Here is a 25,550-nt window from a genome sequence, read left to right on the forward strand (position 1 = left end):
CGAGATGCGCGGGTTCCTTCATCGCTTTGAACGAAAGTAGGCGAACGTCGTAAGGCTGGCCAACTTCTTCGAGCGCCCAGCGAACGCGCATATCACGCGCCAGACCCTTGCCGCCATCAGGCGACCGCTCAAAGGCGGTAATAGTAATCGTCATTTTGTTCTCCACAGCTTGTCTGTCTCTAAGACGACCGGCTAAACGAGATTCCGACGCTTATGCTCGAGATAGTTCTTGCGGTCAGCGTAGTGGGTTCGGTCCCGCCGCTGTTGTGCGCGTCAGGTTTCTCCGCAATACAGTTTGGCAAACTCAGTTTCCACCTGATGTAACATCGTGATTCAAGTGCGGCAGTAGGACCTGCCAAGGATCCGGAATGGGCGGCGCGGACTGATTCATCCCGAATCTAGATGCGAGCTTCTTTATGACCAGCTTCTCGAGAAACCGGAATAAGCCACGTTGTCGCGAATGCAAGCATTGCCACGATGAATACGCCCCAGAAAGTCCAATGCAATGCCGAATGAAACACCGTGCGGATCGCCGGCGTTGTGGCAAGGTCAGTCAGCCCAGCAGGTTGGTTGAGGACCTCTTGGAGTTTCGTGGCAAGATCGCCGCTACCAAAATAGAATATGCCCATGTTAAGAATTGCACCAAGTATCGTTGCTCCGAGGGTATTTCCGAGGCTCCTTGAAAAGATAATCGAAGCAGTCGCGCTGCCCCGCATTGACCATTCAACGCTTTCCTGGACAAGCACCACGCTCGTGATGCTGATAAGGCCCATGCCAAACCCCATCAGGAATGAACCGAGACCAGCCGAAACGGGGCTGCTGTCGGGGGTGAGGAATAGGAGAAACGCAGCGCCAACCGGAAACAACAGGCTACCAGAGCGCAGGGTATTGCGGATTCCAAAGGCGCGATAGAACCGATTTGACAACATAACCGCCATTGGCCACCCGACAACCAGCATAGTAAGCGTAAATCCCGCGACGAGCGGCGATTTACCGAGCACGCCTTGCACGTAAATAGGAAGGACCGTTGTAAGTCCGATGAGCGCCATACCGGCAAGCAGTGTAGCAACATTGCTGGTTGCGATCAGCCGTTGGCTCCAAAGGGCTAATGAAATGATGGGTTCAGGGGCACGCCGCTCTTGTGCCAGGAACAGAGTACCACTGACGCAAAAAACGGCTGCAAGACTGGCAATGGTACCAAAGCTTGAGGTTGTTTCGGTCAGCATAACCAGAAGGGAAATAATGGCGACCGAAAAAAATAGCGTCCCAAGATAATCGATTTGAACCCTTCGCGGTTTAACAGATTCATGCAGAAAGAGCACGAACCCAACAATTGTCAAAAGACCAAGTGGGAGGTTAATCCAGAAAATCCATCCCCAGGAAACGTTATCGACGATGACACCGCCTGCAACGGGTCCGGTAACCGCCGATATCGCCCAAACACTGGCGAGCACACCCTGCACCCTGGCCCGCTCTTCCAGCTTATAGAGGTCTCCGACAACCGTCATCGTTACCGGTTGGATCGCCCCTGCACCAACGCCCTGCAGGAGACGGAATGCGATCAGCGAGCTCATCGACCAAGCGAAGCCGGCAGCGGCGGAAGCGATGAGGAATATAATAATGCCCCCGATAAGAATTGGCTTCCGACCGAACACGTCGGACAATTTGCCGTAGATGACAGTTGTCGTGGATTGCGCCAGAAGAAACGCCGAGAACACCCAACTGTAATATGTGAAGCCGCCGAGTTGGCCGACAATTCGCGGCATCGCCGTTGCCACGATTGTGGCCTCTATCGCTACCATGAATGTCGCGAGGACAATGGAGGCAATAATCCAGGGGCGTTTCGTTTTGTCGACTGTTCCAGACATGGCATCTTCTTCTGACTGTCCACCCGGCGAAATCACGGGGACCGCTGGCGAGAAAGCCAGCGAACGAAAAAAACAATGGGGAAGTTGGGTCTCGCGGAGGCAACGTGTTGCTTGTCAAAGCAGCGCAAGTTCAATCCCTCCTGACGGTGAATGTCAAATCATAGTTGGACGATGTCAGGACACTGCTGCCACAAGATCGTGCTGCGAATGAACTTGTCTATCCATCGCGCCTGAAGATGCTCCGCCATATGCGCGAGCAGTTACGGGCGGCAGAAGCTGTCTTGCCGACCCGCCAACAACGTCGGGCTTGCCGCCAGGCACTGAGCATAAGCCCGTATCAGCTTTGTCAGTTCGTCTGAGACAGCTATTGCCCTGTCGGCAATAATTGTCGTCTCCCTTGCTTGGCGGCTGTCCAACCTTGTTTGACGGGTACTTCTGCAAAATTGCACGCCTGCCGATCCAGTCATAAACTACCCGGTCAAGCGGTCCCTGGGGTCGACTCGGCCCTCGGTATGCATACGACTCTGCCGCAGCCATGACCGTCGGGGCCTCGAACAGGAGACACCAGAATGACAACGCCGCGGTTTCCCGTCTCGCACCTCCGCTTGAAACGGGCTTACGAGCCGGTCACGCCCGACGACGGCATGCGGATCCTTGTCGATCGGCTTTGGCCTCGCGGGCTGAGCAAGGCCGAAGCCGCTATCGACGACTGGGCAAAGGATATCGCCCCGAGCACCGAACTTCGAAAATGGTTTAATCACGATGCCGGTCGCTGGCTGGAGTTTCAGCGCCGATACAGAGCGGAACTTCAGCCACATTCACCGCAACTTGACCGCATCCGGAGCATGGCAGAAAAACAAACGATCACTCTGGTCTACAGCGCGCGTGACGAACTGCACAATGATGCAATCGTATTGAAAGAAGTGCTTCTTGAAGGCTAGACGTTTGTCCCGGCATTTGATGGATCGGATTTAGCCTGAATCGTTTTGGCTGATTTGTCCATTGTTTGCAGATGAACTGGTAGGGCGTGAGACCGACCTCGAAGCGTCTTGAGCCTGCGGCCGAGATTGTAGGCTGCTATGAAGTCTACCCGGTGCCGACGCAGTTGTTCATGATCGTCGTAGTGAAAAGCGTTTGACAGTTACGTCCTTTAGCGTTTGCCGCGAAAGTCTCGTGAGAGGGCGATTTATTCATTCTCGTTGTCCAACATCGCTCTGGATCGAAGTGCAGTCGGTCGAGGGCGATGGATGCGTTCGCATCTGATGCGCAAAAGGCCGACCGCCAGAAGGTGCTACCAGTCAAATCATCGCAGCGGCTCATGCGCTTCACCTCCCAAGCAACCAGACCCGGGTAGGGGGTATTTGACGCAAACGCTACCGGCTTTATTCGTCGGGTTTTGTCAGCTGGGTCTCATCGGTATCGACTACGAAAACCGCGAGTATCTTCGCAGGTTCCGTCTCGCTGGCGTTGGCGCTGACGCGGTGGTGATCGCCCGGAACTTCAATCCAGTTTTCACCAGTATTGTAAACCTTCACCTTGCCGTCGTTGATCTGGCTTTTGATGCGCCCCTGGATGACCGTGGCATAGATAAAGGCGCTCTTGGCGTGAGTGTGTGACGGGTTGGATCCACCGGGACCGTATTCAACCAATACGCCGCGCATGCTCTTTCCTGGCACGTTCGGAAGCTTGTGATCGAAGACTACCGTAACTTTGGCATTGTGTGGTTTGTCGGCTGCTGCTGCGGGTAAAGCAACCAGTGCCGCGCAGAAACAAACACTCGCGAGTATTCGCATCGAAGTTCTCCTTCGTCAGATCGGACATGGCGGACTATATGCGACGTGCATGGGGAGAAATAACTATACGCACGTCTAGAGCACCGGATCCTTCGGTAGTGGTCGCAGTTGCTTTTGGATTAGTTCGGTGCAACGCTCGATGATGTTGTTGAGGAAACGCTCTACGTGCTTGACATCGAATCTGCATTTGCGGCGGCCAGCAAAGTTCGTAAAGAAATGTTCGGAACCGAGAGCACGCAATGCGCGACCTCATTGGTACCACCCGGCTCGCTTTTCCCCAACAACTGGTAGAGGTAACATTTCGGGGCGTCCTCGGCTGCCCCGTCGGTTAACAAAGCTGGGCAACTTCCGGTTGCATTGTTTTTATGCCTGGCTTTCCTGGTTGGCAGTTATGGCGAAAACGTCGTGCTTACCGCCCAGGCCTTTCAGTTCGAACTGACCAATGTTTCGCACGATCGTTGCGGGTAGATCGGAGGCAAAGGATCCGGAGCAAACCAATGTCTGCCCGTTCGCCTTGGCAATCGCCTCCAGACGGCTGACAACGTTCACCGCGAGACCGACTACCGTAAAATCCAGGCGATTGATACTTCCAATATTTCCGTACATGACCGGCCCGACGTGCAGAGCACCCACGAAGGGAGGCAGACCCTCCGCCCGCGCCCGCGCGACGGCCTGCGACGCGGCACACACGGCCGCGGCACAGGCGGCGGCACGGCCGGTATCCGTAACCTCGAAGGCTGACAAGACCCCATCGCCCATAAACTTGAGAACATCGCCTTCCTCTGCCCGCACAGCATCCACAACTACCTCGAAGTAACGTCCAAGGGTGGTCAATAATTGGAATGGTGATGAGGAAAGCGAGAGCGGGGTGAATCCGCGCATATCGGTGAGCAGAATGGCCGCTTCGGTCTCGACGATATCGCCACGTCGGATTGCGCCGGCCTGCACACGTGCTGCCGGCCCTTCGCCGAGGAAGGTTGCCAGTAGGCTTGCGGTCGAGCGGCGCATGGCGATTGGTTCGAGCGCGGCCGATAGCGGAACGGAGAGGTCCTTGATCAATGTTGCGTGGCTGTCGGCAAACCCCCTACCGTGGCGCGTTGCGAACATCGCGGCTTGGGTGATTCCATTCCCGAATGCGATCGGAACCGCGATGTAATCTGTAAAGCCCTCACGCGCCAACTCCCGGAGAACTGTGTGATCTTCAGGTCCCAGATGGTCAAGCCGCTGCCGGAGCCACGTTCCCTTCTGAATGACCTGCTGGGCGGGGCTGCCGATGTAGGCTGGCGTATCCAGTAGAGCGCGGCTGATGGAAAAAATCTCGGCGGCCTTTTCCGGTGTCCAGACAATACCCCATGCAGTCACCAGTGGATTATCGACCCGCATGGCGATCCGCAGCCGATGCAATGGAACATCCATCCCAGTCAACCACTGTGCGAGGCCGGATGTCACTGTAACAGCGTCGCCGGACAAGCGCCCAGGGCCGATCAGCCACGCCGCTAGTTCTTCCGATTCCCGTGAGATCCTGTGCATGAGATAGACCTTAACCCGCTTTGTCCAACATTAGGCCATCAAGAGGTGGGGGAGGGCCTTAAAAACAAGTCCACTTTAATGGATGTCCACGAACCCCATTTCAAAACAAGATGTTGTTCGTCTCCCTCAATAGGTTTCAGGTCGCTTGAGTTGCCAATCATGCCCCGCATGGTTGTATCGATTTTTCGGGTGATGGACGAGATCGGCACGTCAGAACTTCATGGCCTTTATTGCGCGAACGTAGCGGGCTCTTGGATCCCATCAGTCCGGTTCCACCGATAATAACTATTTTCATAACCTATCTCCTTGCCTTACTCTCTATCCCCCGATCATGAGTCAGGGGCGCGACGGCTATCTGATTTCTCACCTGGGCCTGCCGCCTTATCCGCTTTTCTTTAGGACCGCTTCGGTTATCGAGTTGGGCAGCCGTCGCGGTGTCTCGATCAGACCCAGCAGCGGCAGGATGACAATGAAGAACGTGAAATAGTAAAGCGTCGCCATCTGGGACAGGATGACGTAGGCGCCTTCCGGTGGCCGCGAGCCCAGCCAGCCAAGGAAAAGACCGTTGGCGACGAAAAGCATGAAGAACAGCCTGTACCAGGGCCGGTAGACCGCCGAGCGCACCTTTGCCGTGTCGAGCCACGGCACGAAGAACAGAACGGCGATGGCGGCGAACATGGCCAAGACGCCGCCGAGCTTGGAATCGATCGGTCCGATGTTGAACGTAATGGCCCGCAGGATTGCGTAGAATGGCAGAAAGTACCATTCGGGCACGATGTGGGCCGGCGTCTTCAGCGGGTCGGCATTCGTGTAATTGTCCGGGTGGCCGAGAAAGTTCGGTATGTAGAAGACGAAATAAGCCAGAACGAGCAGAAAGATCACAATCCCGAAGGCGTCTTTGACGGTCGCGTGCGGTGTGAAGTCGACGACATCGGTTGCCGACTTTACGTCGACGCCGGTTGGATTGTTCTGGCCGACCACGTGCAGCGCCCAGATGTGCAAGGCTACGACGCCCGCAAGCATGAATGGCAGCAGGTAGTGCAGCGCAAAGAAGCGATTGAGGGTTGGATTGTCGACCGCAAAGCCGCCTAAAAGCAGTTGCTGTATCCAGTGTCCGACCACCGGGATGGCCGTGAAGAAGTTGGTGATCACCGTAGCGCCCCAGAACGACATCTGTCCCCAAGGCAAGACGTAGCCCATGAAGGCCGTCGCCATCATCAACAAAAAGTTGGTGCAGCCGAGCACCCATAAAAGCTCGCGTGGCGCCTTGAACGAGCCGTAATAAAGGCCTCGGCCGATGTGGATGTAGACGGCGATGAAGAAGAACGAGGCGCCGTTCGAATGCAGATAGCGCAAGAGCCAGCCGGAATTCACGTCGCGCATGATCGTCTCGACTGAACTGAAGGCGAGGATCGTATCGGGAGCATAGTGCATTGCCAGAACGACGCCGGTGAGGATCTGCGAGGCCAGCATGACCGTGAGAATGCCGCCAAACGTATAGGCGTAGTTCAGATTGCGCGGGACCGGATAAACGATGAAGGAATCGTACACTAGCCGTGGCAACGGAAGACGGGCATCAACCCAGCGTTCGGTGCTTGTCTTTGGCGTATACGGCGAACCCACACCGCGCATCGAATTTCTCCCCGTGGCTTGAATTTCAGCAATCGGTGATAGAGCGGTGTTCTCTGCCGGTTGGCTTTTTCTCCAGGGAGACGCACCTTCGACGGCTGCGTGCATACGATAGCTGAGCCGCCGCGTTTATTAAGTGATCCGAACTGCAATCCTGTCTTTCCAGCAGCATCGCCGCGTCAACGCCCCAAAGTCTCAAGATCGCCGGCACCAATTTTGAAAGTACGAAACGTTGCGTCATTTTCGATCTTCCTCGTACTAATTTGCGGACCCCAGTCTGCCGTGACTTGGAGATGTCAACAATTGTGCCGAGGAAGTGGGCGTTGGATACTTTGGTATATGGATGCCTGCGTGTAGAACTATAAAGTGGACTGTCGAAAACGCCATGGACAATGGCTTTAATCATCAGTTGCGATCAAGATAATGAATGTGGTGAGGATCGCTAAAACGGCCTGAAAAATCCCATCGATGCCGGTCATCAAGCCTCTTTCCACCAGCAGTCTATCACTGAACGGCGCGCTCACCGCCTAACGACAACCATTCGAAAAACCGTTACTGCGACGCTGCCGCCGGTATCCGCTCCGTTTATTCGCCGCCCACCAACCTCAATTACCGGGCCTATACCTCTGTATGGCTTGCCCTGTCCTCGGCCCCCAATTGTCCGAAGACATGCCCCGACGTAGCCTCGTCGATGCCGTTCTAGGCGGCGCTCAGCAGGAGACAATCAACAGGAGGCAGTCATGAACATACAGCAGACCTCACACCCCGTTAGACCGGGGTCCGACGAGCTGGTTCCGTCGCGCTACGCGCTGCGCGTCGGCGAGATTGACGTAATGGTGGTTAGCGATGGGGTGATATCGATACCAGCCGAGACGATGGCCACCAACGCGGACCCGGCCGTACGGTCGGCATGGCTGCACGAGAGGCTCCAGCCGGAGGTAATGGATTGGGCGCTGAATGAGGTCGTGGTGAGTAGCGGTGGCCGGACCATACTCATCGACTCTGGGCTAGGATTGGAGGCCCCTAATTTCCCGCGAACCGGACAGTTGGCCCATCGACTGGAGGTCGCTGGCATCGATCTTGCGTCCGTGACCGACGTGGTGCTCACCCATATGCACTTCGACCACATTGGCGGACTACTCGTCGACGGGGTGAAGGATCAGCTGCGTCCGGACCTGCGAATCCACGTCGCGGCCGCCGAGGCCGAGTTCTGGGAGAAGCCCGATTTTTCCCGCACCGCCATGCCGGGGTCAATTCCGGACATGATTCGGTCAGCCGCCAAGCGGTTCTTGACCCAGTACGGCGGCAAGTTGCGGACATTTGAGGCGGACTACGAGGTTGCGCCGGGGGTGGTCGTCACCCGTACAGGTGGCCACACCCCCGGGCACAGCGTGGTGCGCCTCGCGTCCGGCGGCGACCGCCTGACGTTCGTCGGCGACGCCGTGTTCCATCACGGGTTCGAACACCCAGACTGGCACAACGGCTTCGAACACGACCCCGAGGAGGCGGTCCGCGTCCGGGTTCGTCTTTTGCGGGAGCTTGCGGCGACCGGCGAGCCGCTGTTGGCCACTCACCTGTCGTTTCCGTCCGTCTGCCGGGTGGCCGTGGTCGGCGGCGGCTATCGTTGGGTACCAGCCTTTTGGGACTACTGACCGCTTGTTGGGTTAGGGCGCGTATTCATAGCCTCAATGGCTCCGCGCCCTGGATGACTTGTCTCCATCTGCGCCACACGGGCACGGCGTCGCAGTAAATGCTGGACTGCGATCGGCTGGCTCGCGCATTCAATCGTCTCCCCGTCTTATTTTGATGACGAATAAGCCATGTCGATGACTTTTCCCGCGTTGCACTCCTGACCAAAAGCTCCCCCCGATTGCCAAGCACCTCCAAGACCGGATCTCATAATGCGTGTCGATCGCATCAATTGACTGTTGCGATGGTCGCAACGGCGAGGATTCGACACGGCTTGCGATCCGGGAGGTAGGTGGCTGAGTTCGTAGATTCGCTAACCACAGGCTGCGAAGGCCCTCCTACGCCTTTTTCTATAAAAATTTACCGTTTATTAACCACACATTGTTGCAATGCGTTATAGAATGTTACTAATGGATGATGACTATGATTGGGGGCCTACCAGTTCAGAAGAAAAGTCAGCGGGAAAATATCCCGTCGAAGATCGTATCCGATGGCATCTCTGTGTCTTCGATGAGAACTTTCTGGGGGCTGATGCGGGCCTATTGGGTCTCGGGCCAGTGGATGGAGGCATGGACGCTGTCAGCCGCGATTGCGCTTCTGACTGCGGCCTCGAGCAAGGCCAGCGTATGGATGGCGGAGGCTTCGGGCGAATTCCTCAACTCTCTCGTCAATATCCATGATCCCTTCAACCAGAATCCGCTCGGCCTTATACTGACCAACGCTGGAGTTCTCGTCTTGCTCCTAGTGATGAAGGAAGCGGGTTTCGTCGGATTGCGTCATCTGCTTTCGACTACTTTGCACCGTAAATGGCGCGGATGGTTAAACGCACGGTTCAATGATGCTCTCCTCGACGCCAATCATGCGCATTACCATCTGCAGCAGGGCGACCGTGAGGCAATGCCCGACAATATAGACCAGCGCATGCAGGAATCGATTAAGGGCATGACAGGTGGCGCTATTGGTCTTTCCATGGGTGTGCTCGGCGTGGCGATGTCCGTCATCTTTGTCGGTCAAAAGCTCATCGAGATGTCCACGGAAGTGGGCGGGCTCGAATTTCTCGGTTCATACGGCAGCGCAGTTCTCGCTTTTTCTGCCATCGCTGTTTATGTGCCGTTGAGCACATGGATCGCCGTGCGTATCGGCAGGGTCCTCGAGCAACTGACACTTCAGATGCAGCAGACGGAGGGGAGCTACCGCAGTGAGCTTACCACTTTTCTGCGCCGCAGCTTCCAAGTCGCCGCCTCCGGAGGTGAAGGCGTTCAGAGAAGGGTGAACGCCAGAGTTTATGCGGGTGTCGACGGCACATGGGCAAAGCTGAACGTCTTCGATGCCGCCTATTTGTCTTTCACGGCGGTGTACAATTTCTTTGCAGCGCGTGTCGTGGCATATCTTCCGGGTCTCCTCCCGTACATGAGCAATACGATCAGCCTCAAAAGCTATATCACGGGGGCTGAACTTGTCGGGTCGATGATTAACGAATGCTCGTGGTTCATTCAGGTAATGCCAGCGATAGCAAATCTGAAGGCTAACGTACGGCGCATCACCGAGCTCGCTTGCGCGGTGGACGCGGTCGGCGTTTCTGCTGCCTTCTACAGGACGAGCGGCGTCAGCGAATTCGCTTACAGCACCCAGCACGAACTGTTTGGTCTCACACTTAAGAATGTTGAGCTGATGCACCGGTCAGATGAAGCCTTCTTGAAGGCGGATCACATCCACTTTCATAAAGGTGACTGGATTTATCTCAGGGGCGAATCCGGTTGTGGCAAGACGAGCCTGCTCAAGGCAATGAACGGTCTCTGGCCCTACGGCCGAGGCGAAATCATTTTTCCGGAGAATGCCCGCACGATGTATGCGGCTCAGGAAGTGAAGCTTCCTGGCGTTACGCTCAAGCAGCTAATAAGCTTGCCATTGAACGATGCCGCCTTCAGTGATGCAGCCGCGGCTGCTGCTCTCCACCGTGCCGGCATGGGAGAGTTTATCGAGCACCTCGCTCAGGAGGAGCGGGATGGAACATCATGGGACCTTCTCCTTTCAGGCGGCCAGAAGCAGAAGCTGGTGCTTGCTAGAATTCTTCTTCACAAGCCGAGTATCCTGTTCCTCGATGAAGCGACCGGAGCTTTGGATCCCGAGTCCAAAATCGCTTTCCATCAAGCGATAAAAGACAACTGTCGGGGCGTGACGGTTATCAGTGTCATGCACGAGCTGGAGCCTCCAAAGTCGGTCGACGGCCAGGATTTCTATTCACGGGTACTCGATATCAGCAGCGGCCGGGCGGATCTGAATAGACTCCGGATGGTCACCGTTCACAACCAGAACGAAGATGTCGTCCGGCCCCTCATTGCGGCCGAATAGGCGCCCGTACGGATCCGTGTTTCAGTTCGCCTTAAGGTCCAATCGCTGCGGCAGCGGCCGACTTTAGCTTTTCGGCGTCGCCTCGAGCAGCGTATGAGAGTGCTTGCACTTGCGGTGTTCGCCCGCCATAAAGCCTGTAATGGCTCTGACCAGGGCGCCACTTTGGAGGAGGGTGTCATCCATGCGCGTAGCAACATGCCGATGCGGACAGTTTCAGGCGACCTGCGAAGGTGAACCGGTCCGCGTCTCGGTTTGTCATTGCCTGGATTGCCAAAAGAGAACCGGAAGTGCGTTCTCCGCTCAGGCGCGATGGCCTGATGAGCGCGTGAGGGTGACAGGCGAGTTTCGTACCTGGGTGCGGGTAGCTGACAGCGGCCATAAGGCCACGTACCAGTTCTGTCCGGTTTGCGGGTCGACCGTCGCATACATTATCGAAGGCTGGCCCGGCGTCACGGCTGTACCTCTCGGCGCGTTTGCCGATCCGAGCTTTCCCGCTCCCAAATTTTCCGTGTACGAGCATTGTAAGCACGTTTGGACTACGGTTTTAGGCAACGAGGTCGAGCACTCGTCCACTCCAAGTACCCAGCGGCGTCCGGGTGATGGATTGCATGACGTCGCCGGCCGATAAATGGTATTGTGACATACACCTGCAATCCCGACTCAACCAAGGTCCGGTATAACGTATTCCGGTCCGCAGACGCGTTATATCGAGCACCAAGGGCGCTGCGATCGCCCAGCCAGGACGCGTTGTCCACGATGTTCCATTTACGCTCACTCGACGAAGGTAATGGCGACGCGGCGCAAACGATTGAGGTAAAGCATCCGGACAATAGAGAAAATGAAGGGCGCGAAATGACGGCCCAAGGACAAGGATCGTTGCGATCTACCAGTAGAAAGAGGGATTTCGAGAGCGTTAAAATCCGTTCTGCCCAGTATTTTTGCGGTCACACCAATAGCATTTTTACGAGTCGGTAAAGCCGCTGTGATCGACGTGGGTTACGCTCGTTTATAGTAGCTTGATTTTTGTGGAGGCAAACAAGGCGGAGCAATTCGTGCATTCTTGTGAGTTTTCCGGGTTCAACGACCTAAGCAAAGCTGAGTGCCTGCCATGCGGCCATTTTCTGCGTTTCACGCCGGTGATAACGCTTCGCTAAAGTGGAGGATAGCTTCGAAGCCGTCATTTCGATTTGTTGCTGGAGAACGAAAGTTCAATGTTGCATTCATTTGCCGGGCCAGGGCCAGGACGATGGAAAGGCCGAGCCCCGCACCTGACGCAGAGGTCGTTCCTCGGGCAAACCGCCTTTGATTAAGTTCGATCTCATCCGGGGTCAGTACCGGACCACCATTTGCCACACTTATTGTCCCTTGGGCATCAAGATGAATGGAGACCGCCTCGTCCTGACTACCATGCTTGAGAGCATTTTCGATCAGGTTACGCAGCGCGATGGCGAATATATCTTCGCTGATGAAACGCCGCAGTTCCGCTCCTTCCTCTCGAATATATTCGATCCGCGCTCCATCGTGGCTGGCACGCTGGAATTCATCAACAATCAGGTCCAGAACGTGGGCGAGATCGACAAGTTCGCTTGTTTGTCCGAGATCGGCTTCTGCTCGTGCCAGCTGCATCAGCTTTTCAACAAGTCCGTTCAGTTTCTGGAGCGCTGTTTCAATTTGAAGCGCCCTGAATTTGGTTTCCCGACCACGAACTTCCATTTTGAGCAACTGCGTCTGCGCCAGTGCGCCAGCAAGCGGCGTCCTTAATTCGTGAGCGCTATTGGCGGTAAATTCCCGCTCGGCGGCCAAGGCGGATCGTAACCGCCCCAACAGCCGATTGACGGAATGTGCGATCGGCTGGAGTTCGCGCGGCAGTGCGATCGGCGCGAGGGGGGCAAGGTTTCCGCTGTCCTTGCTTGCGATCGCCTTGCCCAAGGCATTGACGGGCGCAAGGGATCTGCGGATGACAAACCTCACCACAAAGATACTCAACGGAATGAGAATAAGTAATGGAAGGAGAAGGGCAGTCCCCCCTTCGATAGCCGCCTCGTTACGATGGGCTTTTAAATCGGCGACCTGAACAAAAATGCTGCCTTCAAGTGCGGCGACGGTATAGAATCGCGTATAATCGTCTTCCCAAAACCCCTGCTCCAAAGGAGCGGAGAACGGCCTTGGCGAAATGTCCTCCGAGTGCAGCACAACTGTTCCGGTGGCGTCCCTAACCTGATAGGTGAGATAACTTTCATCGCGCGACCGTGTCACATTCTGTAGTCTTCTGGGCGCCAGGTCGCCTTCATTCTGCAAAAGATCGTCAACGACGAGAGAGGCTAGTCTCTCTGTTGTCTCCTTCAGTGAACTGTCGAATATTTCCCCGAACTCGTCCTGCATTACGTAGACGCCTGCCGCGACGGCGACAAGCCAGAAGCCAATCAGGGCTAGTGTCAGTGAAAAAATCAGGCGACCCGTCATGCCAAGGCTGCTCATGTGCGCCCTTCTATCCTGTAACCGACCCCCCACACCGTTGCCACATATTCACGCCCAAGCTTTTTGCGCAGGCGGCTAATATAGACTTCGACAGTGTTGCTTTCGATTTCCCAGCCGAAGGAGTAGAGGGTCTCTTCAATTTGGCCTTTGGATACCACTGCCCCCGCGCGCGCCAACAATCTTTCAAATACCGCCCATTCACGGCCCGATAGGACTATTTCTCCCTTCGTAGAAATAATCCGCCGGTCGGCCAGGTGGACTTCAATTTCGCCCAATCTGACTACTTCGCCAGAATTTCCGGCGTGCCTCCTTGCCACTGCATGCATCCGGGCGGTCAATTCATCGAGATCGAATGGCTTGACCAGATAGTCATCTGCCCCAGCATTCAGCCCCCGGATCCGTTCAGAGATCTGATCGTGTGCGGTCAGGATGATAACGGGTGTAGTAACGCCGCTTGCACGAAGCTCCTTGAGAAGGTCCACTCCACTCCCGTCAGGGAGCCGGATATCCAGCAATACGAGACCATAGCTTGTCACGCGGATGGACGTTCGTGCGTCCTCTATGGCCTTCATCCAGTCGACGGCGTGATTATTACGCACGACATGATCACGAACCGCCGCCCCGAGAGTCGCGTCGTCTTCAACAAGAAGGACTCTCAAAACCTGCTCCTCATAGCGATCGTCCACGCCATACGATCGACCGACACGATCGGATTTTCAAGCCAAGTTTTGAGTTGTCCTGATGAAGTCTGCGTCGAGTGCGGTGTCAGCTGGCCCCGCGCTGCTCTAAGTCCCCCGCGGACCGGTGTTATTAGGAGGTCCCGCTTCGGCACGAAGACAGGGTATCGACAGCCGCATCGTGAACAACGGTTTCCACGTGCATCATGCCCAACACCGTATGGAAGAGGTTATCGTGCGATTGCTGCTTGAGTGCCTCAACGCTCAGGCAATTGGCATCTATTTGCGATTTCGCGTCGGCACCCAGCCAAAGAACGAATGGCACATGCGTTTGCTGTGACGGTGCCACGAGGTACGGCGCTCCGTGCAGATACAATCCATACTCGCCCGTCGACTCCCCGTGATCCGACATATAGATCATGGAGGGTGACAACTTCGACTCTCGATCTTTCAGCTTCTCAATGACGCTCGCGAGGATATGATCCGTATAAAGGATGGTATTGTCGTAGGCATTGATAATCTCTTCGCGCGAGCATTTTGCGAAGTCTGGGGTCCGGCAATCAGGGGTGAAATGACGAAATTCATCGGGATAACGCGAATAGTATGCGGGCCCATGGCTCCCCAGCTGGTGAAAAACCAGTACCGAGTCAGTTTTGACGTTGTCGAGCCATTGATCCAGACGATCAAGGAAGATTGAATCCAGGCACTCTCCCTCGTGGCAGAAGACTTTGTCACCGGACTTGAATAGCGGCTGATACTTTACCCTCGTCGCAACGTTCTTGTCACCCGTGTTGTTGTCCCACCATTCCACCTCGATCCCCGCATGATGAAGAACGTCGAGCAGATTTTCAGTCTGGAGACCCTTCAGATGGGTATAGTTCCTTCGCGTATAGGACGAGAACATGCAAGGGAGAGAAACGGATGTGATGGTGCCGCAGCTGCTTGTCGAGGGAAAATATGTGATATCCTGCTTCGCCAGCTCCGGGTTCGTCATGCGAGCATAACCACCCAGCGAGAAACTCTCGGCCCGTGCGGTCTCCCCGGCAATGACGACTGTCACGCGCGGCTTACGCGTGAGAATGCCGGGGCCAGCGACATGCGCGTCGAGACCCAAGGGGGTAATGACAACGTTCGTGTCTGCGCTGGCACGGGCGGCGAGCTTGACCGAGTTTACGATAGGCGCCAACGGATTGAGTGTGGTGAACCAATCGCGATGTTCGCGGATGAGCGACATGTAGATGCTGGCATTGATCAGGCCTGACGCCGCGAGGACCAGAAGCGCAGGCACAATGACAACGAGGTTCCATTTCAATTTTTGCATGCACGTTCGGTGCGAGATTCGCACCAGAAAAACCATGACAGCTGGCAGCACCCCGATCACCAGCATATGCATGAAGAATGGAATCGTAAAAAAGTGGCCAGCTTCCGCATTGGTTGTGTCGACCGCACTTTGCAACATTTCAACATCGATGATGACGCCATAGTGGTCCATGAACCACGCGGTGGCGGCACTCAGGATCAAGAATGTGGCAAAGAGTGGCTTCGCCGCGTACTTTACTGACATGGATACAAAGAGCGCAATGAACCCACACGTTATGCCTATGACAAGGGAGACCAAGGCGAGCGGTTGATCCTGCAGCAAGGTCGCCGCTTTTCCCCAGAATGTCGAGTTTGCCACGGCGAGAATGTACGTCGCCACAACGATGCTGAGAGAAACGCTACCGATTGTTGGACGAACCGAGCGTCGGTCGACATTGCGCACTACGATTGACACGGGCAGACTTCCTCATGCGAATTTCAAACTTGGAAGCCGTCCAATCGGCCGGATTCTTGCAGCCGGCATTCACTGATTTCCTGACAATAACCTGAACGCGGAGACTAAGGCGGATCGCATCACTGCCCGTCGAGAACGGGTGATGGAGGGTTATCCGAGCAGCGTAATTGTGGTGACGAGGATTCGCTCAGCGAAGCGTCCCGGCATGTCAGACACGCGGCGACCCCAAATTAGAGCATCTGCGGTTCGGAAATTGTAAACTCTACGCAAAGGGGTCTGTCTCGGCGGATCAGCCGGAGAACTTCGCGCAGACCAGGACTGAAGGGACCAGCACGTCTCGTAGTGCCGGTTGCGCTGTGACCCTGTAACCTAAATTTCGTGGTCAAAACCGTTGTTTGGAGCCAGGCCGCATAGCGCCTTCTTCGGACTAGTCTCGCCTTCGAGGCGGAATGCGGCGTGAGCGTGCAAGTCGGCGACAATGTGCGACCGTAGGGTGGGGCGCAACTGTTCGCTGATATGGTCGTTTCGGGGAGATGTCGTTTGAGCGCATTCCAGCGGCTTTTGCGCTCATAGCCTCAATGTGATAGCGCAGCATAGGTAACCATAACTTGACAAAGTTCATTTGGATCACAATATAAGCTCATATGAGCCACATGCGATAGGAAGCCGATATGGAAGCCGTTGCAAGAAAATCGCATTCCGACGAGATGGTGCGTGTTGCACTGAAGGCATTTGGCAACATCGCGGCACAGTGGAAACTCTCGGTTGCAGAGGCCGCTGAACTCGCTGACATGTCTGAAAGTACTTGGAAGCGCGCCAGAAAACCTGGTTATACAGGCAGCGTGACCAAGGATCAGATGCTGCGAATCAGCGCCACCGTGGGTATCTACAAGTCGCTCAAACTTTACTTTGGTGATCCGATAGCTGACGAATGGGTCCGTTTGCCCAATCAAGGGCCGGTATTTTATGGGCAGCGGCCGATTGATACTCTTATTCAGGACGGGCTTCCTCAGTTCCTACGTGTCAGAAACTATCTTGATGCGTTGCGGGGCGGCGCGTGAAATTCACGTCGATTGGTGATCGTGCGTTGGTGAGGCTCATTCCTGCCACGTACCATAAGCCTCCAAGCCTACGTGGGCTGATCGATAGCGATGACGAGATGGAGATCCTCGCCGAAATTGAGGGATTGACGAGTGCACGACTGATTGCTGAACGCGGACGCGACCCAAATGTAGACAGGCGAGAACTAGCCTGGCGGCGACAGAAAAATGATCTGCGTATCTACGGCAATTCGCACATCAATGCGGCTTTTACTTACACACGTAGTGGCGGTAATCGCTTCAACGATGAAACAAGGGGCGCTTGGTACTGTAGCTGGGAAAGTATGACGTCCGTTGCCGAGGTGGCGTTTCACAAGACACGCGAACTCGGATATATCAGGCGCTATTACGAGACATCCCGCTATGTTGAGCTACTTGCCGACTTTATCGGTGACTTTCCTGATTTGAGCGATGAACCCAAGCATGTTGCGCTAAATCCCGATACTGTGACCGGTTATCCCGCGGGGCAAGCTCTCGCGCAGAGGCTCAGAAGAGACGGTAACTCTGGGCTGTTATATCCCTCTGTCCGTGCTCGGGGCGGGCGGTGCCTTGTCGCCTTTGAAGCTAGCGTAATCCAGAATGTCCGCCCTGGCGCAAGTTGGGACATCGTTTGGAGTGGAAGCGAACACTACAGCGTAACTGCCATTTGAACACCTTTTTCCGGTGCGGACGTGTGAGTTTGCGGCCAGGCGCAACTTTGTGGCGTCGACAAGCTACTGCTATTTCACTTTGCCAATGTTCACACCGCGTTAGCTCTGAGGGAGCCGGCGGAACGGCTCCTCTTTCTTCCGAACGAGGACTGGATCTAGAGTAACCATCAGGCAATGGCCGCATCAAAAGCATTGAATGCACTCGTACTGCCGGCTTGCGGTAGAAACCGGCACTTGGAGATCTGCGTCCGCAAGCACCCTCGAGAAAGAGTGCAGGACAGCTGGCACGGGGTAATTGCCAGGTTCCTTCCAAGATCACCAGTCGCACGCAGGTCCTTGAGGCCTCGTCATGCAATGCTATGCTCTTGGCGAGCAAACGCAATGAGCGCAAGACCGGCCGGCGTGTGCGGCACTCGTCGAGCAAAGGTACGCCCGAAGACCTGGCTGCCGACACGCTCTCCTAATCGCTTGATCTGCAAGTTTCCCGCAGGGAGAACGACCGCGTGCATCACTATTACAGGCAAATGTCCAGTCGGCGGATAGACGATACCCGTGCAAGTGTCTACGAGAGGACCCCCGTTTGTGTCGGCGGAAATCAACAGTCCCAGGGTTTCGCCAATACAAGGCCGCAACAAAAGGCTTATTCCTGACTGGGCACCTTCAAAATCATCGTATCATCAGGACCAATTGGTCTGCCATTTTGCGCACGTATATCGAGTCGAACTGGCATTCCCGTTTCCCGCTCAACCAGTGACGAGCGTTGCTCCTGAGGTCCGAACAAGTAGCGCTCGCCCCATTGCCTCAACGCTACCATCACCGGAAACAGATCGCGGCCCATTTCTGTCAGACGGTATTCTTGGCGAATACCGCCTTCTCTCGCAGGGACCAGTTCCAAGATGCCACGCGAGACGAGGGTACGGAGCCGATCTGAAAGGATATTCTTGGCAATACCGAGGCTCTTCTCAAACTCGCCGAAGCGCGTCAGTCCATCAAAGGCATCGCGCACAATCAGGAGCGACCACCAGTCGCCAATGACGTCAAGCGATCGCGCGCTCGGACAATAATCCCCCTTCAGGCTCCGTCGTCCGACCATTGGGCACTCCAGCGCATCGAAAGGATCGCCTCTCTTTTAAGTTGCATTATAAAACCAATCAAGATATCCAGCTAGTGGTTTTGTTATGAAACCAAATTCTGCCGGAGTTTGCAATGACAGTTATACGAAATGCTGCGCCAACAGGCGCCGCCGATGACGCGTGCTCGCAAGAATGTGCAATGAAATCCACTCCTGGCGAACGGGCCGCCGCCACCGCGGACCTCCAAGTGTCGCCGCTCACCCGTTCGGTTACGCTTCTGTTCACAGTCGCGAGTGGGCTTGCCGTTGCCAACGCGTACTTCGCGCATCCGCTCCTCGATGTGATGGCCGACGATCTCGGGCTGTCGCCCGCCACCGCAGGTCTGATTGTCGGTGCAACCCAACTGGGCTACGGGTTGGGTCTGATCTTGTTGGTGCCGCTCGGCGACATCATCGATCGTCGCAAACTCATCATCGCCCACGTGTCGCTTTCCGTGCTTGCCCTGATTTCGGTCGGGATCTCGACGACCGGAGCGATGCTCCTTGCATCGATGGCGGCTGTAGGGCTGCTGGCGGTCGTGACCCAATCACTGGTCGCCTATGCCGCGAGCCTGGCACGACCGTCAGAACGCGGACAGGTTGTCGGAGTCGTCACGAGCGGAATCGTGCTGGGGATTCTGTTGGCGCGGACCGTGGCGGGGACGCTGACTGATCTTGCGGGCTGGCGTACGGTCTATTTGGCCTCGGCCGCATGCACTTTGGTGATCGCTGCACTCCTCTATAACAGGCTGCCGCGGCAAGAGACGCGACATACGACAATCTCCTATCCGCGTTTGCTCGGCTCGATTGCTACGCTCCTTTTGGACGAGCGGGTGCTTCGCATTCGCGCGGTGATCGCCATGTTGATCTTCGCCAACATCACGACGCTGCTCACGCCTCTGGCGTTCCCGCTTGGTGCGCCACCGTTCTCATTGTCACATACGGAAATCGGTCTCTTCGGTCTGGCCGGTGCGGCAGGTGCCCTCGGTGCCGCACGGGCCGGGCGCTGGACCGATCGAGGGTTGGGCCAACGCACCACGGGGATAGCGCTCGGGCTGATGTTGTTCGCCTGGCTTCCGATCTCGTTGCTCGGTCAATCGATAGTTTGGCTTGTCGCAGGCGTGATCATCATCGACTTCGGCCTCCAAGCAACTCACGTCACCAATCAGGCAATGATCTACCGCGTCAGGCCCGAGGCACAAAATCGCCTGACTGCCGCCTACATGATCTTTTATTCCATCGGCAGTGCGCTCGGATCGTCCTTTTCGACATTCGTCTATTCTCGCGCCGGTTGGGAAGGCGTCTGTTTGCTCGGGGCAGGCATCAGCACCATGACGCTGATTTTTTGGGCTGCAACGTTGCGGGCTACGCCATCAATGGCCACCCAGCGATTGAATGCTGCGGAATAGACGCTGCCGAATTATCGCTACCGACTGAGACTACGGTGAAAATCGAACCAAACAAACGGCGTGCCAATATGGACATCGTCAAGCGATCTTATCGTTTCTAGAGCCGGTACATCTTGAGAAAATACCTGATTGAGGGCGCGCTGCGGCTGGCTTTGCCCCTCCAGCAACAACAGCTTTCACAGTCCCTCAGCATGCGGATTTCGATGTACCGATTTGCTTCTTGCTGTGCGGCGGACACGTAGGAAGTTGGTTCGGAATCCAGCCCGCCTTCAATTTACAGGCGGACAATCGGGATCGATCCTTCCGCATCGACAACGGGATACTCGTCCGCATCGAGTCGAAGGCAGGAAGTTAGCGATTATCAGCCGTCCATCGGGTTGAACGCCTTCCTCGGATCGACCATGAAACCGCGCAGCGTCGGGCCTTCCTGGCATCTGGCAGCGGCCCATCATCGAGCAAATTTTCGTTATCCGTTGATGTCGTGGTTTTAAAACTGATAGAACGGCTCTGTCGCGCGTGCCCCATCCATCCTCGAAATGGGCAAAAAGCATGTCAGCGAGACCGTGTCACATCGGCTATAATGTTCAACCTATGGAGCACCGACATGGAATATGTACGTTTCGGAAACACCGGCCTGGAGGTGTCGCGGTTATGCCTCGGTTGCATGAGTTATGGCGAACCTGACCGCGGCAACCACCCATGGACGCTTTCCGAAGAGAAAAGTCGACCGTTCATTAAACAGGCTCTGGAACTTGGCATTAACTTTTTCGACACCGCCAATGTCTACTCGGACGGCTCGAGCGAAGAGATCGTCGGTCGCGCACTTAGGGATTTTGCCTCTCGTGAAGATGTTGTCATAGCGACCAAGGTAAACAGCCGGATGCGCCCCGGTCCAAACGGCGCAGGTCTTTCGCGAAAGGCCATTTTTGCGGAGATCGATGCAAGCCTGAAACGGTTGGGCACTGAGTATGTAGACCTCTATCAGATCCATCGCTTTGACTATGACACGCCCATTGAGGAAACGCTGGAAGCGCTTCATGAGGTCGTGAAGTCGGGCAAGGCAAGATACATTGGAGCATCGTCCATGTATGCTTGGCAATTTGCCCAAATGCACGCGACCTCGGAAAAACGTGGATGGACGCGCTTCGTCTCCATGCAAAATTATGTGAACCTGCTTTACCGCGAAGAAGAGCGGGAAATGCTTCCGCTCTGCAAGGCAGAAGGGATTGCTGTCATCCCGTGGAGCCCACTGGCCCGTGGGCGCCTTACCCGCGATTGGGATGAAAGCAGCGCACGATCTGAAACCGATGAATTCGGCAAGACGCTCTATGCGGACACTGAGATTGCCGATAAGAAAGTCGTGAACGCAGTGGCGAAACTCGCAGAAACGCGCGGCTTGCCACGTGCTCAGATAGCGCTTGCCTGGGTTCTCGCCAAGGTTACATCGCCGATCGTAGGTGCCACCAAGCCATCGCATCTGGATGACGCCGTTGCCGCGCTGCAAGTGACCCTTTCGGAAGACGATATTTCTGGGCTTGAGGCGCCATATGTTCCACACCGAGTGATGGGCTTCACATAAACGAAGCCCTTGAGTGCGCGGCGACAATCAAGATGAGACTCGTATTGGCGACCTTTCTGGAAACCCGGCTACGCTCGAGAAACGAACTTCCGGCGTGACTGACAAAATCACACCGGAATTTCCTCGCAGGACTGGCACACACCGAACCTGCAGTACCCTCATGCCAATGAGTGCCTGCGCTCCGTTGGAAGGTTGCTAACCTTGAAATTTTCCGCAAACGCCGCTCAAAGGATTTCGAGGCACAGGCGCGCAATCTTAAGCAGCGGCTTATTCAAGGGGTAAATTCTGATCCTCATGGCGGCCGCCGCAGGTAAGTTGGTCGCGTTCCACGACAGCAGTGCTAAGAAGTGAACATCAGATACGCGCATTATGTCCCCCGGAAATCCGATGCAGACCGGCGAAGTCGGAGACAAAGCAGCTCTGGCTGATACGTCCAAATTTGCACGCGAAGGCGTATTGGATTGACCAAAGTTAAAAAAAGGGTCGACGATGGTAACAGAAGCTAGACCAGTAGATCCCATCGCCTGTAGGTAACACTCATGCTCTCCACCGATCGAAAGAAAAACCGCGTGACGTTGCTCGATGTGGCGCGGCGGGCGAATGTTTCGCGCGCGACCGCGTCTCTTGTCATTCGCGAGAGCGCCCTAGTCGGAGCGGAAACGCGTAAACGAGTCGAGGAGGCAATCCAGGCGCTCGGCTATGTTTACAATATGGGTGCCGCTCGCATGAGGGCGGAACGTAGCCGTACAGTGGGCGTCGTCGTCCCCAACCTCACAAATCCGTTCTTCGGCGAGCTGCTGTCGGGCATCGAAGCTTTGATCGATTCTGCCGGCATGGTGGTGATCGTCGCGAACAGCGGTGATCGCGTCGAGCGGCAGGACATGGTCATGCGGCGGATGCGCGAGCACGGCGTGGACGGCGTCATTATCTGCCCAGCCGCGGACACAGAGCCGGCTTTTCTTGACAGGATCGCTGAATGGGGGCTACCGCTGGTCCAGACGCTTCGTCATGTGTCGCAAGAGATCGATTATGCCGGCGCAGATTACGCCGCCGGCATGCGCCAGGCCGTCGATTATCTAGCTTCCCTCCACCATGAGACGATCGCCTTTGCGGTTCACGGTCCGATCCATTCGGCCTATCATGAACGGGTCGAAGGTTTTCGCGACGCCATGCAATCACTGGGTTTCAACGCCGATATGATCCTTCGCGTCCCGGACCAACTCGCGCAGATAGCCGACGCGACCCATCTTCTCTTCGAACAAGGGGAGCAGCCGACGGCTGTCATCTGCTTCAACGATGTGATCGCGCTCGGTCTGTCTGGCGGGCTCTATGACCGCGGCCTTCAGGTCGGCCGCAACTTTTCGCTGATCGGTTTTGACGACGTAACAGATGCGGAAGCCCTGCGTCCGCGACTCACTTCCGTTTCCACCGCGCCGGTAGCGATCGGCGAGATTGCCGCGCAGCTACTCATAGACCGACTGGCCGATCCGGCACGACCGCCTCGCCGGGTGGTAAAGGAGACGCAGCTGCATGTGCGGCAATCCTGCGGGCCGGTGATGGTTTTGACGCCGTAAGAAATTGTTAATTTGCGATTGACGGTAGTCGGAAAAGCTCTTAGATCGATCTAAATTGACGGGCGCCAAAGAGGAGCGTGGCCTACTTGCGGTAATAGGGGAGGTCCCAAGTTGTATCATTTCAATTTCGAACCCGTCTTTGCGGGTTTCGACCAGCTTCTGATCGGCGCCTGGCTGACGATCCAGCTGTCCGTTGCAGCGATGATGATCGGCCTGGTCGTCTCGATCGTCTGCGCAGCCGGCAAGACGTCCGGCATCGCGCCACTGCGTTGGCTGATCGACGTCTATATCGAGGTTATACGCAACACGCCCTTCCTGGTGCAGATTTTCTTCATTTTTTTTGGTCTGCCGTCGCTTGGGCTTCGACTGACGCCGAACAGCGCGGCTCTCGTGGCGCTCGTGGTCAATTTCGGTGCCTACGGCACGGAAATCATCCGCGCCGGCATCGAGTCGATCCAAAAGGGGCAGGTGGAGGCGGGGACCGCACTCGGTCTCTCGAAGCTGCAGATCTTCCGCTACATCATCATGAAGCCGGCGCTTCGTACCGTCTATCCGTCGCTGACCAGCCAGTTCATCTACCTGATGCTGACCTCGAGCGTTGTATCGGCGATCTCCGCCGATGATCTCGCCGCCGCCGGCAACAATCTGCAGTCGCAGACCTTCGCGAGCTTCGAGGTCTATATCGTCATCACGATCATGTATCTGGTCATGTCGGTTGGTTTTTCGGCGATCTTCTCGGTGATCGAGAAGGCTTCCTTCAAATATCCGCTGAGCCGATAGGAGCCTGAACATGCCACTTATCAGACCGTTCGGCATCAACGAATTCTGGATCATCGTGCTCGCAGCGCAGTGGACCATCGCCCTGTCGGCTATCGCCTTTGCCGGCGGCGGCATTGGCGGTCTGCTGATCGCGCTGTTGCGCGTTTCGGATACGAAATGGCCGCGCCTCATCGCCACCGGCTTCATCCGCGTCTTCCAGGGAACGCCGCTCCTGATGCAGCTCTTTCTTGTGTTCTTCGGCATGAACATCCTCGGCTTCGCCATCAATCCATGGCTTGCCGCCACCGTCGCATTAACCCTGCATGCCAGCGCCTTCCTGGGCGAAATCTGGCGCGGCTGCATCGAGGCGGTTCCGTCCGGCCAGCGGGAGGCCGCGACCGCGCTCGGGCTCAGCTACTACAACCGCATGCGATACATCATCCTCCCGCAGGCCTCGAAGATCGCGGTGGCGCCGACCGTTGGTTTCCTCGTCCAGCTTATCAAGGGCACGTCGCTTGCGGCGATCATCGGCTTCACCGAGCTCACTCGCCAGGGGCAGATCATCAACAACGCAACCTTCAGCCCGTTCCTGGTCTTCTCGACGGTGGCTGCGATTTATTTCATGCTTTGCTGGCCTCTTTCGGTGCTTGCGCGCCGGATGGAGCTGAGATTTTCCCGTGCAACGGCACGTTGATGGGACCCGGGCCGGAGGGAGGAAACCGGCACAAATGAAAGGGTAGGAAAAAAATGAACATTTCCAGACGCACGATGATGGCTGTGATCAGTGCCAGCCTGATGGTTGGCGCAGTGGCGTCCGTCGCAATGGCTCAGACCGTTGAAGACATCAAATCGGCAGGCACCGTCAAGATAGGCATGCTGGTCGATTTCCCGCCATTCGGGATCATGAACACCAACAACCAGCCGGACGGCTATGACGCCGACGTCGCAAAACTGCTCGGCCAGGAGTGGGGCGTGAAGGTGCAGATCGTTCCGGTTACCGGCCCGAACCGCATTCCGTACCTGCAGAGCAATCAGGTCGATCTGCTTGTCGCCTCGCTCGGCATTACCGAAGAGCGGGCCAAGAGCGTCGATTTCTCGACGCCCTATGCCGGTATCTCGATCGGCGTATTCGGCGCAACAGACATTGCTGTCGCCAAGCCGGAAGACCTCTCCGGCAAGACGATCGGCGTCGCTCGCGCCAGCACGCAGGATACGGCAGTCACCAAGATTGCGCCGAAGGATGCCAAGATCCAGCGTTTCGATGACGATTCCAGCGCCGTTCAGGCGTTGCTTTCCGGTCAGGTCGAGCTGATTGGCGTTTCGAACGTCGTCGCAGCCCAGATCGAAAAAGCTGCTCCAGGCCGCTTCAACCAGAAGCTCCAGCTCAGCCAGCAGGTGCAGGGTATTGCCGTTCGAAAGGGCTCGACGGAACTGCTTGCCGCAGTCAACACGTTTGTCGACAAGGTGAAAGCCAATGGCGACCTCAGCAAGATCCACGAAAAGTGGCTCGGCGCCCCGCTGCCGGATTTCGTCGCCGAAGCCAAGAAGTAAGTAAACAAGACTGAAAGGGAGTTCCTC

At 56.1% G+C, this 25,550-nt stretch carries 20 protein-coding genes and 3 pseudogenes; 12 read left to right on the forward strand and 11 right to left on the reverse strand.

Annotated elements, in window-relative coordinates:
- Together AAAB35_RS04960 and AAAB35_RS04965 are read right to left on the reverse strand one after the other, a co-directional pair.
- Positions 1 to 154 (reverse strand): annotated as a pseudogene (locus tag AAAB35_RS04960) (glutathione S-transferase family protein); the annotation flags it as partial.
- A 244-nt stretch (positions 155 to 398) separates the two neighbouring features.
- Entirely contained in the window at positions 399 to 1,868 is a 1,470-nt protein-coding gene (locus AAAB35_RS04965) for an MFS transporter (protein ID WP_340667113.1), read from the reverse strand.
- Between the two features lie 569 nt (positions 1,869 to 2,437).
- Between AAAB35_RS04965 and AAAB35_RS04970 the strand changes: the two genes are divergently transcribed.
- The gene (locus tag AAAB35_RS04970) at positions 2,438 to 2,809 is read left to right on the forward strand and encodes a DUF488 family protein (protein ID WP_340667114.1); all 372 of its coding nucleotides are present in this window, start codon (positions 2,438 to 2,440) and stop codon (positions 2,807 to 2,809) included.
- Here the strand turns inward: AAAB35_RS04970 and AAAB35_RS04975 are convergent.
- The 5 genes and pseudogenes from AAAB35_RS04975 to AAAB35_RS04995 form a co-directional block, all read right to left on the reverse strand.
- Positions 2,733 to 3,025 (reverse strand): annotated as a pseudogene (locus AAAB35_RS04975) (IS3 family transposase); the annotation flags it as partial. The gene AAAB35_RS04970 and the pseudogene AAAB35_RS04975 overlap by 77 nt on opposite strands.
- A 225-nt stretch (positions 3,026 to 3,250) precedes the next feature.
- Positions 3,251 to 3,661, reverse strand: coding sequence for a cupin domain-containing protein (locus tag AAAB35_RS04980; protein WP_340667115.1), 411 nt, complete (start codon positions 3,659 to 3,661; stop codon positions 3,251 to 3,253).
- A gap of 363 nt (positions 3,662 to 4,024) precedes the next feature.
- Entirely contained in the window at positions 4,025 to 5,191 is a 1,167-nt protein-coding gene (locus AAAB35_RS04985) for an adenylate/guanylate cyclase domain-containing protein (protein ID WP_340667116.1), read from the reverse strand.
- 211 nt (positions 5,192 to 5,402) lie between these two features.
- Positions 5,403 to 5,486: pseudogene (locus AAAB35_RS04990) on the reverse strand (NmrA family transcriptional regulator); the annotation flags it as partial.
- Between the two features lie 86 nt (positions 5,487 to 5,572).
- Positions 5,573 to 6,823, reverse strand: coding sequence for a cytochrome b N-terminal domain-containing protein (locus AAAB35_RS04995; RefSeq protein WP_340667117.1), 1,251 nt, complete (start codon positions 6,821 to 6,823; stop codon positions 5,573 to 5,575).
- Between the two features lie 737 nt (positions 6,824 to 7,560).
- Between AAAB35_RS04995 and AAAB35_RS05000 the strand changes: the two genes are divergently transcribed.
- The 3 genes from AAAB35_RS05000 to AAAB35_RS05010 all read left to right on the forward strand — a co-directional run bounded on the left by AAAB35_RS05000 (position 7,561) and on the right by AAAB35_RS05010 (position 11,489).
- On the forward strand, positions 7,561 to 8,472 hold the full coding sequence (locus AAAB35_RS05000) for an MBL fold metallo-hydrolase (RefSeq protein ID WP_340667118.1): 912 nt from the start codon (positions 7,561 to 7,563) through the stop codon (positions 8,470 to 8,472).
- A 547-nt stretch (positions 8,473 to 9,019) separates the two neighbouring features.
- Entirely contained in the window at positions 9,020 to 10,861 is a 1,842-nt protein-coding gene (locus AAAB35_RS05005) for an ABC transporter ATP-binding protein/permease (RefSeq protein WP_340667119.1), read from the forward strand.
- A gap of 181 nt (positions 10,862 to 11,042) precedes the next feature.
- Positions 11,043 to 11,489, forward strand: coding sequence for a GFA family protein (locus AAAB35_RS05010; RefSeq protein ID WP_340667120.1), 447 nt, complete (start codon positions 11,043 to 11,045; stop codon positions 11,487 to 11,489).
- Between the two features lie 500 nt (positions 11,490 to 11,989).
- Here AAAB35_RS05010 and AAAB35_RS05015 read toward each other — a convergent pair whose 3' ends face one another.
- From AAAB35_RS05015 to AAAB35_RS05025, 3 genes are all read right to left on the reverse strand, one after another.
- Positions 11,990 to 13,339 carry an ATP-binding protein gene (locus AAAB35_RS05015; RefSeq protein ID WP_340667121.1) on the reverse strand — a complete coding sequence of 450 codons (1,350 nt, stop codon included), beginning with the start codon at positions 13,337 to 13,339 and terminating at the stop codon, positions 11,990 to 11,992.
- Positions 13,336 to 13,998 carry a response regulator transcription factor gene (locus tag AAAB35_RS05020; protein ID WP_340667212.1) on the reverse strand — a complete coding sequence of 221 codons (663 nt, stop codon included), beginning with the start codon at positions 13,996 to 13,998 and terminating at the stop codon, positions 13,336 to 13,338. The genes AAAB35_RS05015 and AAAB35_RS05020 overlap by 4 nt, the downstream gene beginning before the upstream one ends.
- A 151-nt stretch (positions 13,999 to 14,149) precedes the next feature.
- Positions 14,150 to 15,790, reverse strand: a complete 1,641-nt coding sequence (locus AAAB35_RS05025) for a phosphoethanolamine--lipid A transferase (RefSeq protein WP_340667122.1) — start codon at positions 15,788 to 15,790, stop codon at positions 14,150 to 14,152.
- A gap of 671 nt (positions 15,791 to 16,461) precedes the next feature.
- Here AAAB35_RS05025 and AAAB35_RS05030 point away from each other — a divergent pair.
- Both AAAB35_RS05030 and AAAB35_RS05035 read left to right on the forward strand, forming a co-directional pair.
- Complete coding sequence (locus AAAB35_RS05030; RefSeq protein ID WP_340667123.1) at positions 16,462 to 16,851, forward strand: MbcA/ParS/Xre antitoxin family protein; 390 nt, start codon at positions 16,462 to 16,464, stop codon at positions 16,849 to 16,851.
- Positions 16,848 to 17,540 (forward strand): RES family NAD+ phosphorylase, encoded by a 693-nt coding sequence (locus AAAB35_RS05035; RefSeq protein ID WP_340667124.1) that lies wholly within the window; start codon positions 16,848 to 16,850, stop codon positions 17,538 to 17,540. Before AAAB35_RS05030 ends, AAAB35_RS05035 begins: the two co-directional genes overlap by 4 nt.
- Positions 17,541 to 18,180: 640 nt before the next feature.
- Here the strand turns inward: AAAB35_RS05035 and AAAB35_RS05040 are convergent.
- Positions 18,181 to 18,633 carry a helix-turn-helix domain-containing protein gene (locus AAAB35_RS05040; protein ID WP_340667125.1) on the reverse strand — a complete coding sequence of 151 codons (453 nt, stop codon included), beginning with the start codon at positions 18,631 to 18,633 and terminating at the stop codon, positions 18,181 to 18,183.
- Between the two features lie 179 nt (positions 18,634 to 18,812).
- Here AAAB35_RS05040 and AAAB35_RS05045 point away from each other — a divergent pair, with 179 nt between their 5' ends.
- The 6 genes from AAAB35_RS05045 to AAAB35_RS05070 all read left to right on the forward strand — a co-directional run bounded on the left by AAAB35_RS05045 (position 18,813) and on the right by AAAB35_RS05070 (position 25,523).
- Complete coding sequence (locus AAAB35_RS05045) at positions 18,813 to 20,060, forward strand: MFS transporter (RefSeq protein WP_340667126.1); 1,248 nt, start codon at positions 18,813 to 18,815, stop codon at positions 20,058 to 20,060.
- 604 nt (positions 20,061 to 20,664) lie between these two features.
- The gene (locus AAAB35_RS05050) at positions 20,665 to 21,639 is read left to right on the forward strand and encodes an aldo/keto reductase (RefSeq protein ID WP_340667213.1); all 975 of its coding nucleotides are present in this window, start codon (positions 20,665 to 20,667) and stop codon (positions 21,637 to 21,639) included.
- A 539-nt stretch (positions 21,640 to 22,178) separates the two neighbouring features.
- Entirely contained in the window at positions 22,179 to 23,213 is a 1,035-nt protein-coding gene (locus AAAB35_RS05055) for a LacI family DNA-binding transcriptional regulator (RefSeq protein WP_340667127.1), read from the forward strand.
- A 111-nt stretch (positions 23,214 to 23,324) separates the two neighbouring features.
- Positions 23,325 to 23,993: an amino acid ABC transporter permease gene (locus AAAB35_RS05060; RefSeq protein ID WP_340667128.1), complete on the forward strand. Its 669-nt coding sequence runs from the start codon at positions 23,325 to 23,327 to the stop codon at positions 23,991 to 23,993.
- A 10-nt stretch (positions 23,994 to 24,003) separates the two neighbouring features.
- Entirely contained in the window at positions 24,004 to 24,666 is a 663-nt protein-coding gene (locus tag AAAB35_RS05065; RefSeq protein ID WP_340667129.1) for an amino acid ABC transporter permease, read from the forward strand.
- Positions 24,667 to 24,719: 53 nt separating this feature from the next.
- Positions 24,720 to 25,523 carry a transporter substrate-binding domain-containing protein gene (locus AAAB35_RS05070; protein WP_340667130.1) on the forward strand — a complete coding sequence of 268 codons (804 nt, stop codon included), beginning with the start codon at positions 24,720 to 24,722 and terminating at the stop codon, positions 25,521 to 25,523.
- The last annotated feature ends 27 nt before the right edge of the window (positions 25,524 to 25,550 follow it).

The organism is Phyllobacterium sp. (assembly GCF_037994425.1).
Classification (GTDB): Bacteria; Pseudomonadota; Alphaproteobacteria; order Rhizobiales; family Rhizobiaceae; genus Phyllobacterium.

What these genes read in the sequence shown, in the direction of transcription:
- AAAB35_RS04965 (WP_340667113.1), bottom strand. Translation starts at nt 1,868, where the DNA reads ATGTCTGGAACAGTCGACAAAACGAAACGCCCCTGGATTATTGCCTCC.
- AAAB35_RS04970 (WP_340667114.1), top strand. Translation starts at nt 2,438, where the DNA reads ATGACAACGCCGCGGTTTCCCGTCTCGCACCTCCGCTTGAAACGGGCT.
- AAAB35_RS04980 (WP_340667115.1), bottom strand. Translation starts at nt 3,661, where the DNA reads ATGCGAATACTCGCGAGTGTTTGTTTCTGCGCGGCACTGGTTGCTTTA.
- AAAB35_RS04985 (WP_340667116.1), bottom strand. Translation starts at nt 5,191, where the DNA reads ATGCACAGGATCTCACGGGAATCGGAAGAACTAGCGGCGTGGCTGATC.
- AAAB35_RS04995 (WP_340667117.1), bottom strand. Translation starts at nt 6,823, where the DNA reads ATGCGCGGTGTGGGTTCGCCGTATACGCCAAAGACAAGCACCGAACGC.
- AAAB35_RS05000 (WP_340667118.1), top strand. Translation starts at nt 7,561, where the DNA reads ATGAACATACAGCAGACCTCACACCCCGTTAGACCGGGGTCCGACGAG.
- AAAB35_RS05005 (WP_340667119.1), top strand. Translation starts at nt 9,020, where the DNA reads ATGAGAACTTTCTGGGGGCTGATGCGGGCCTATTGGGTCTCGGGCCAG.
- AAAB35_RS05010 (WP_340667120.1), top strand. Translation starts at nt 11,043, where the DNA reads ATGCGCGTAGCAACATGCCGATGCGGACAGTTTCAGGCGACCTGCGAA.
- AAAB35_RS05015 (WP_340667121.1), bottom strand. Translation starts at nt 13,339, where the DNA reads ATGAGCAGCCTTGGCATGACGGGTCGCCTGATTTTTTCACTGACACTA.
- AAAB35_RS05030 (WP_340667123.1), top strand. Translation starts at nt 16,462, where the DNA reads ATGGAAGCCGTTGCAAGAAAATCGCATTCCGACGAGATGGTGCGTGTT.
- AAAB35_RS05040 (WP_340667125.1), bottom strand. Translation starts at nt 18,633, where the DNA reads ATGGTCGGACGACGGAGCCTGAAGGGGGATTATTGTCCGAGCGCGCGA.
- AAAB35_RS05045 (WP_340667126.1), top strand. Translation starts at nt 18,813, where the DNA reads ATGAAATCCACTCCTGGCGAACGGGCCGCCGCCACCGCGGACCTCCAA.
- AAAB35_RS05050 (WP_340667213.1), top strand. Translation starts at nt 20,665, where the DNA reads ATGGAATATGTACGTTTCGGAAACACCGGCCTGGAGGTGTCGCGGTTA.
- AAAB35_RS05055 (WP_340667127.1), top strand. Translation starts at nt 22,179, where the DNA reads ATGCTCTCCACCGATCGAAAGAAAAACCGCGTGACGTTGCTCGATGTG.
- AAAB35_RS05065 (WP_340667129.1), top strand. Translation starts at nt 24,004, where the DNA reads ATGCCACTTATCAGACCGTTCGGCATCAACGAATTCTGGATCATCGTG.
- AAAB35_RS05070 (WP_340667130.1), top strand. Translation starts at nt 24,720, where the DNA reads ATGAACATTTCCAGACGCACGATGATGGCTGTGATCAGTGCCAGCCTG.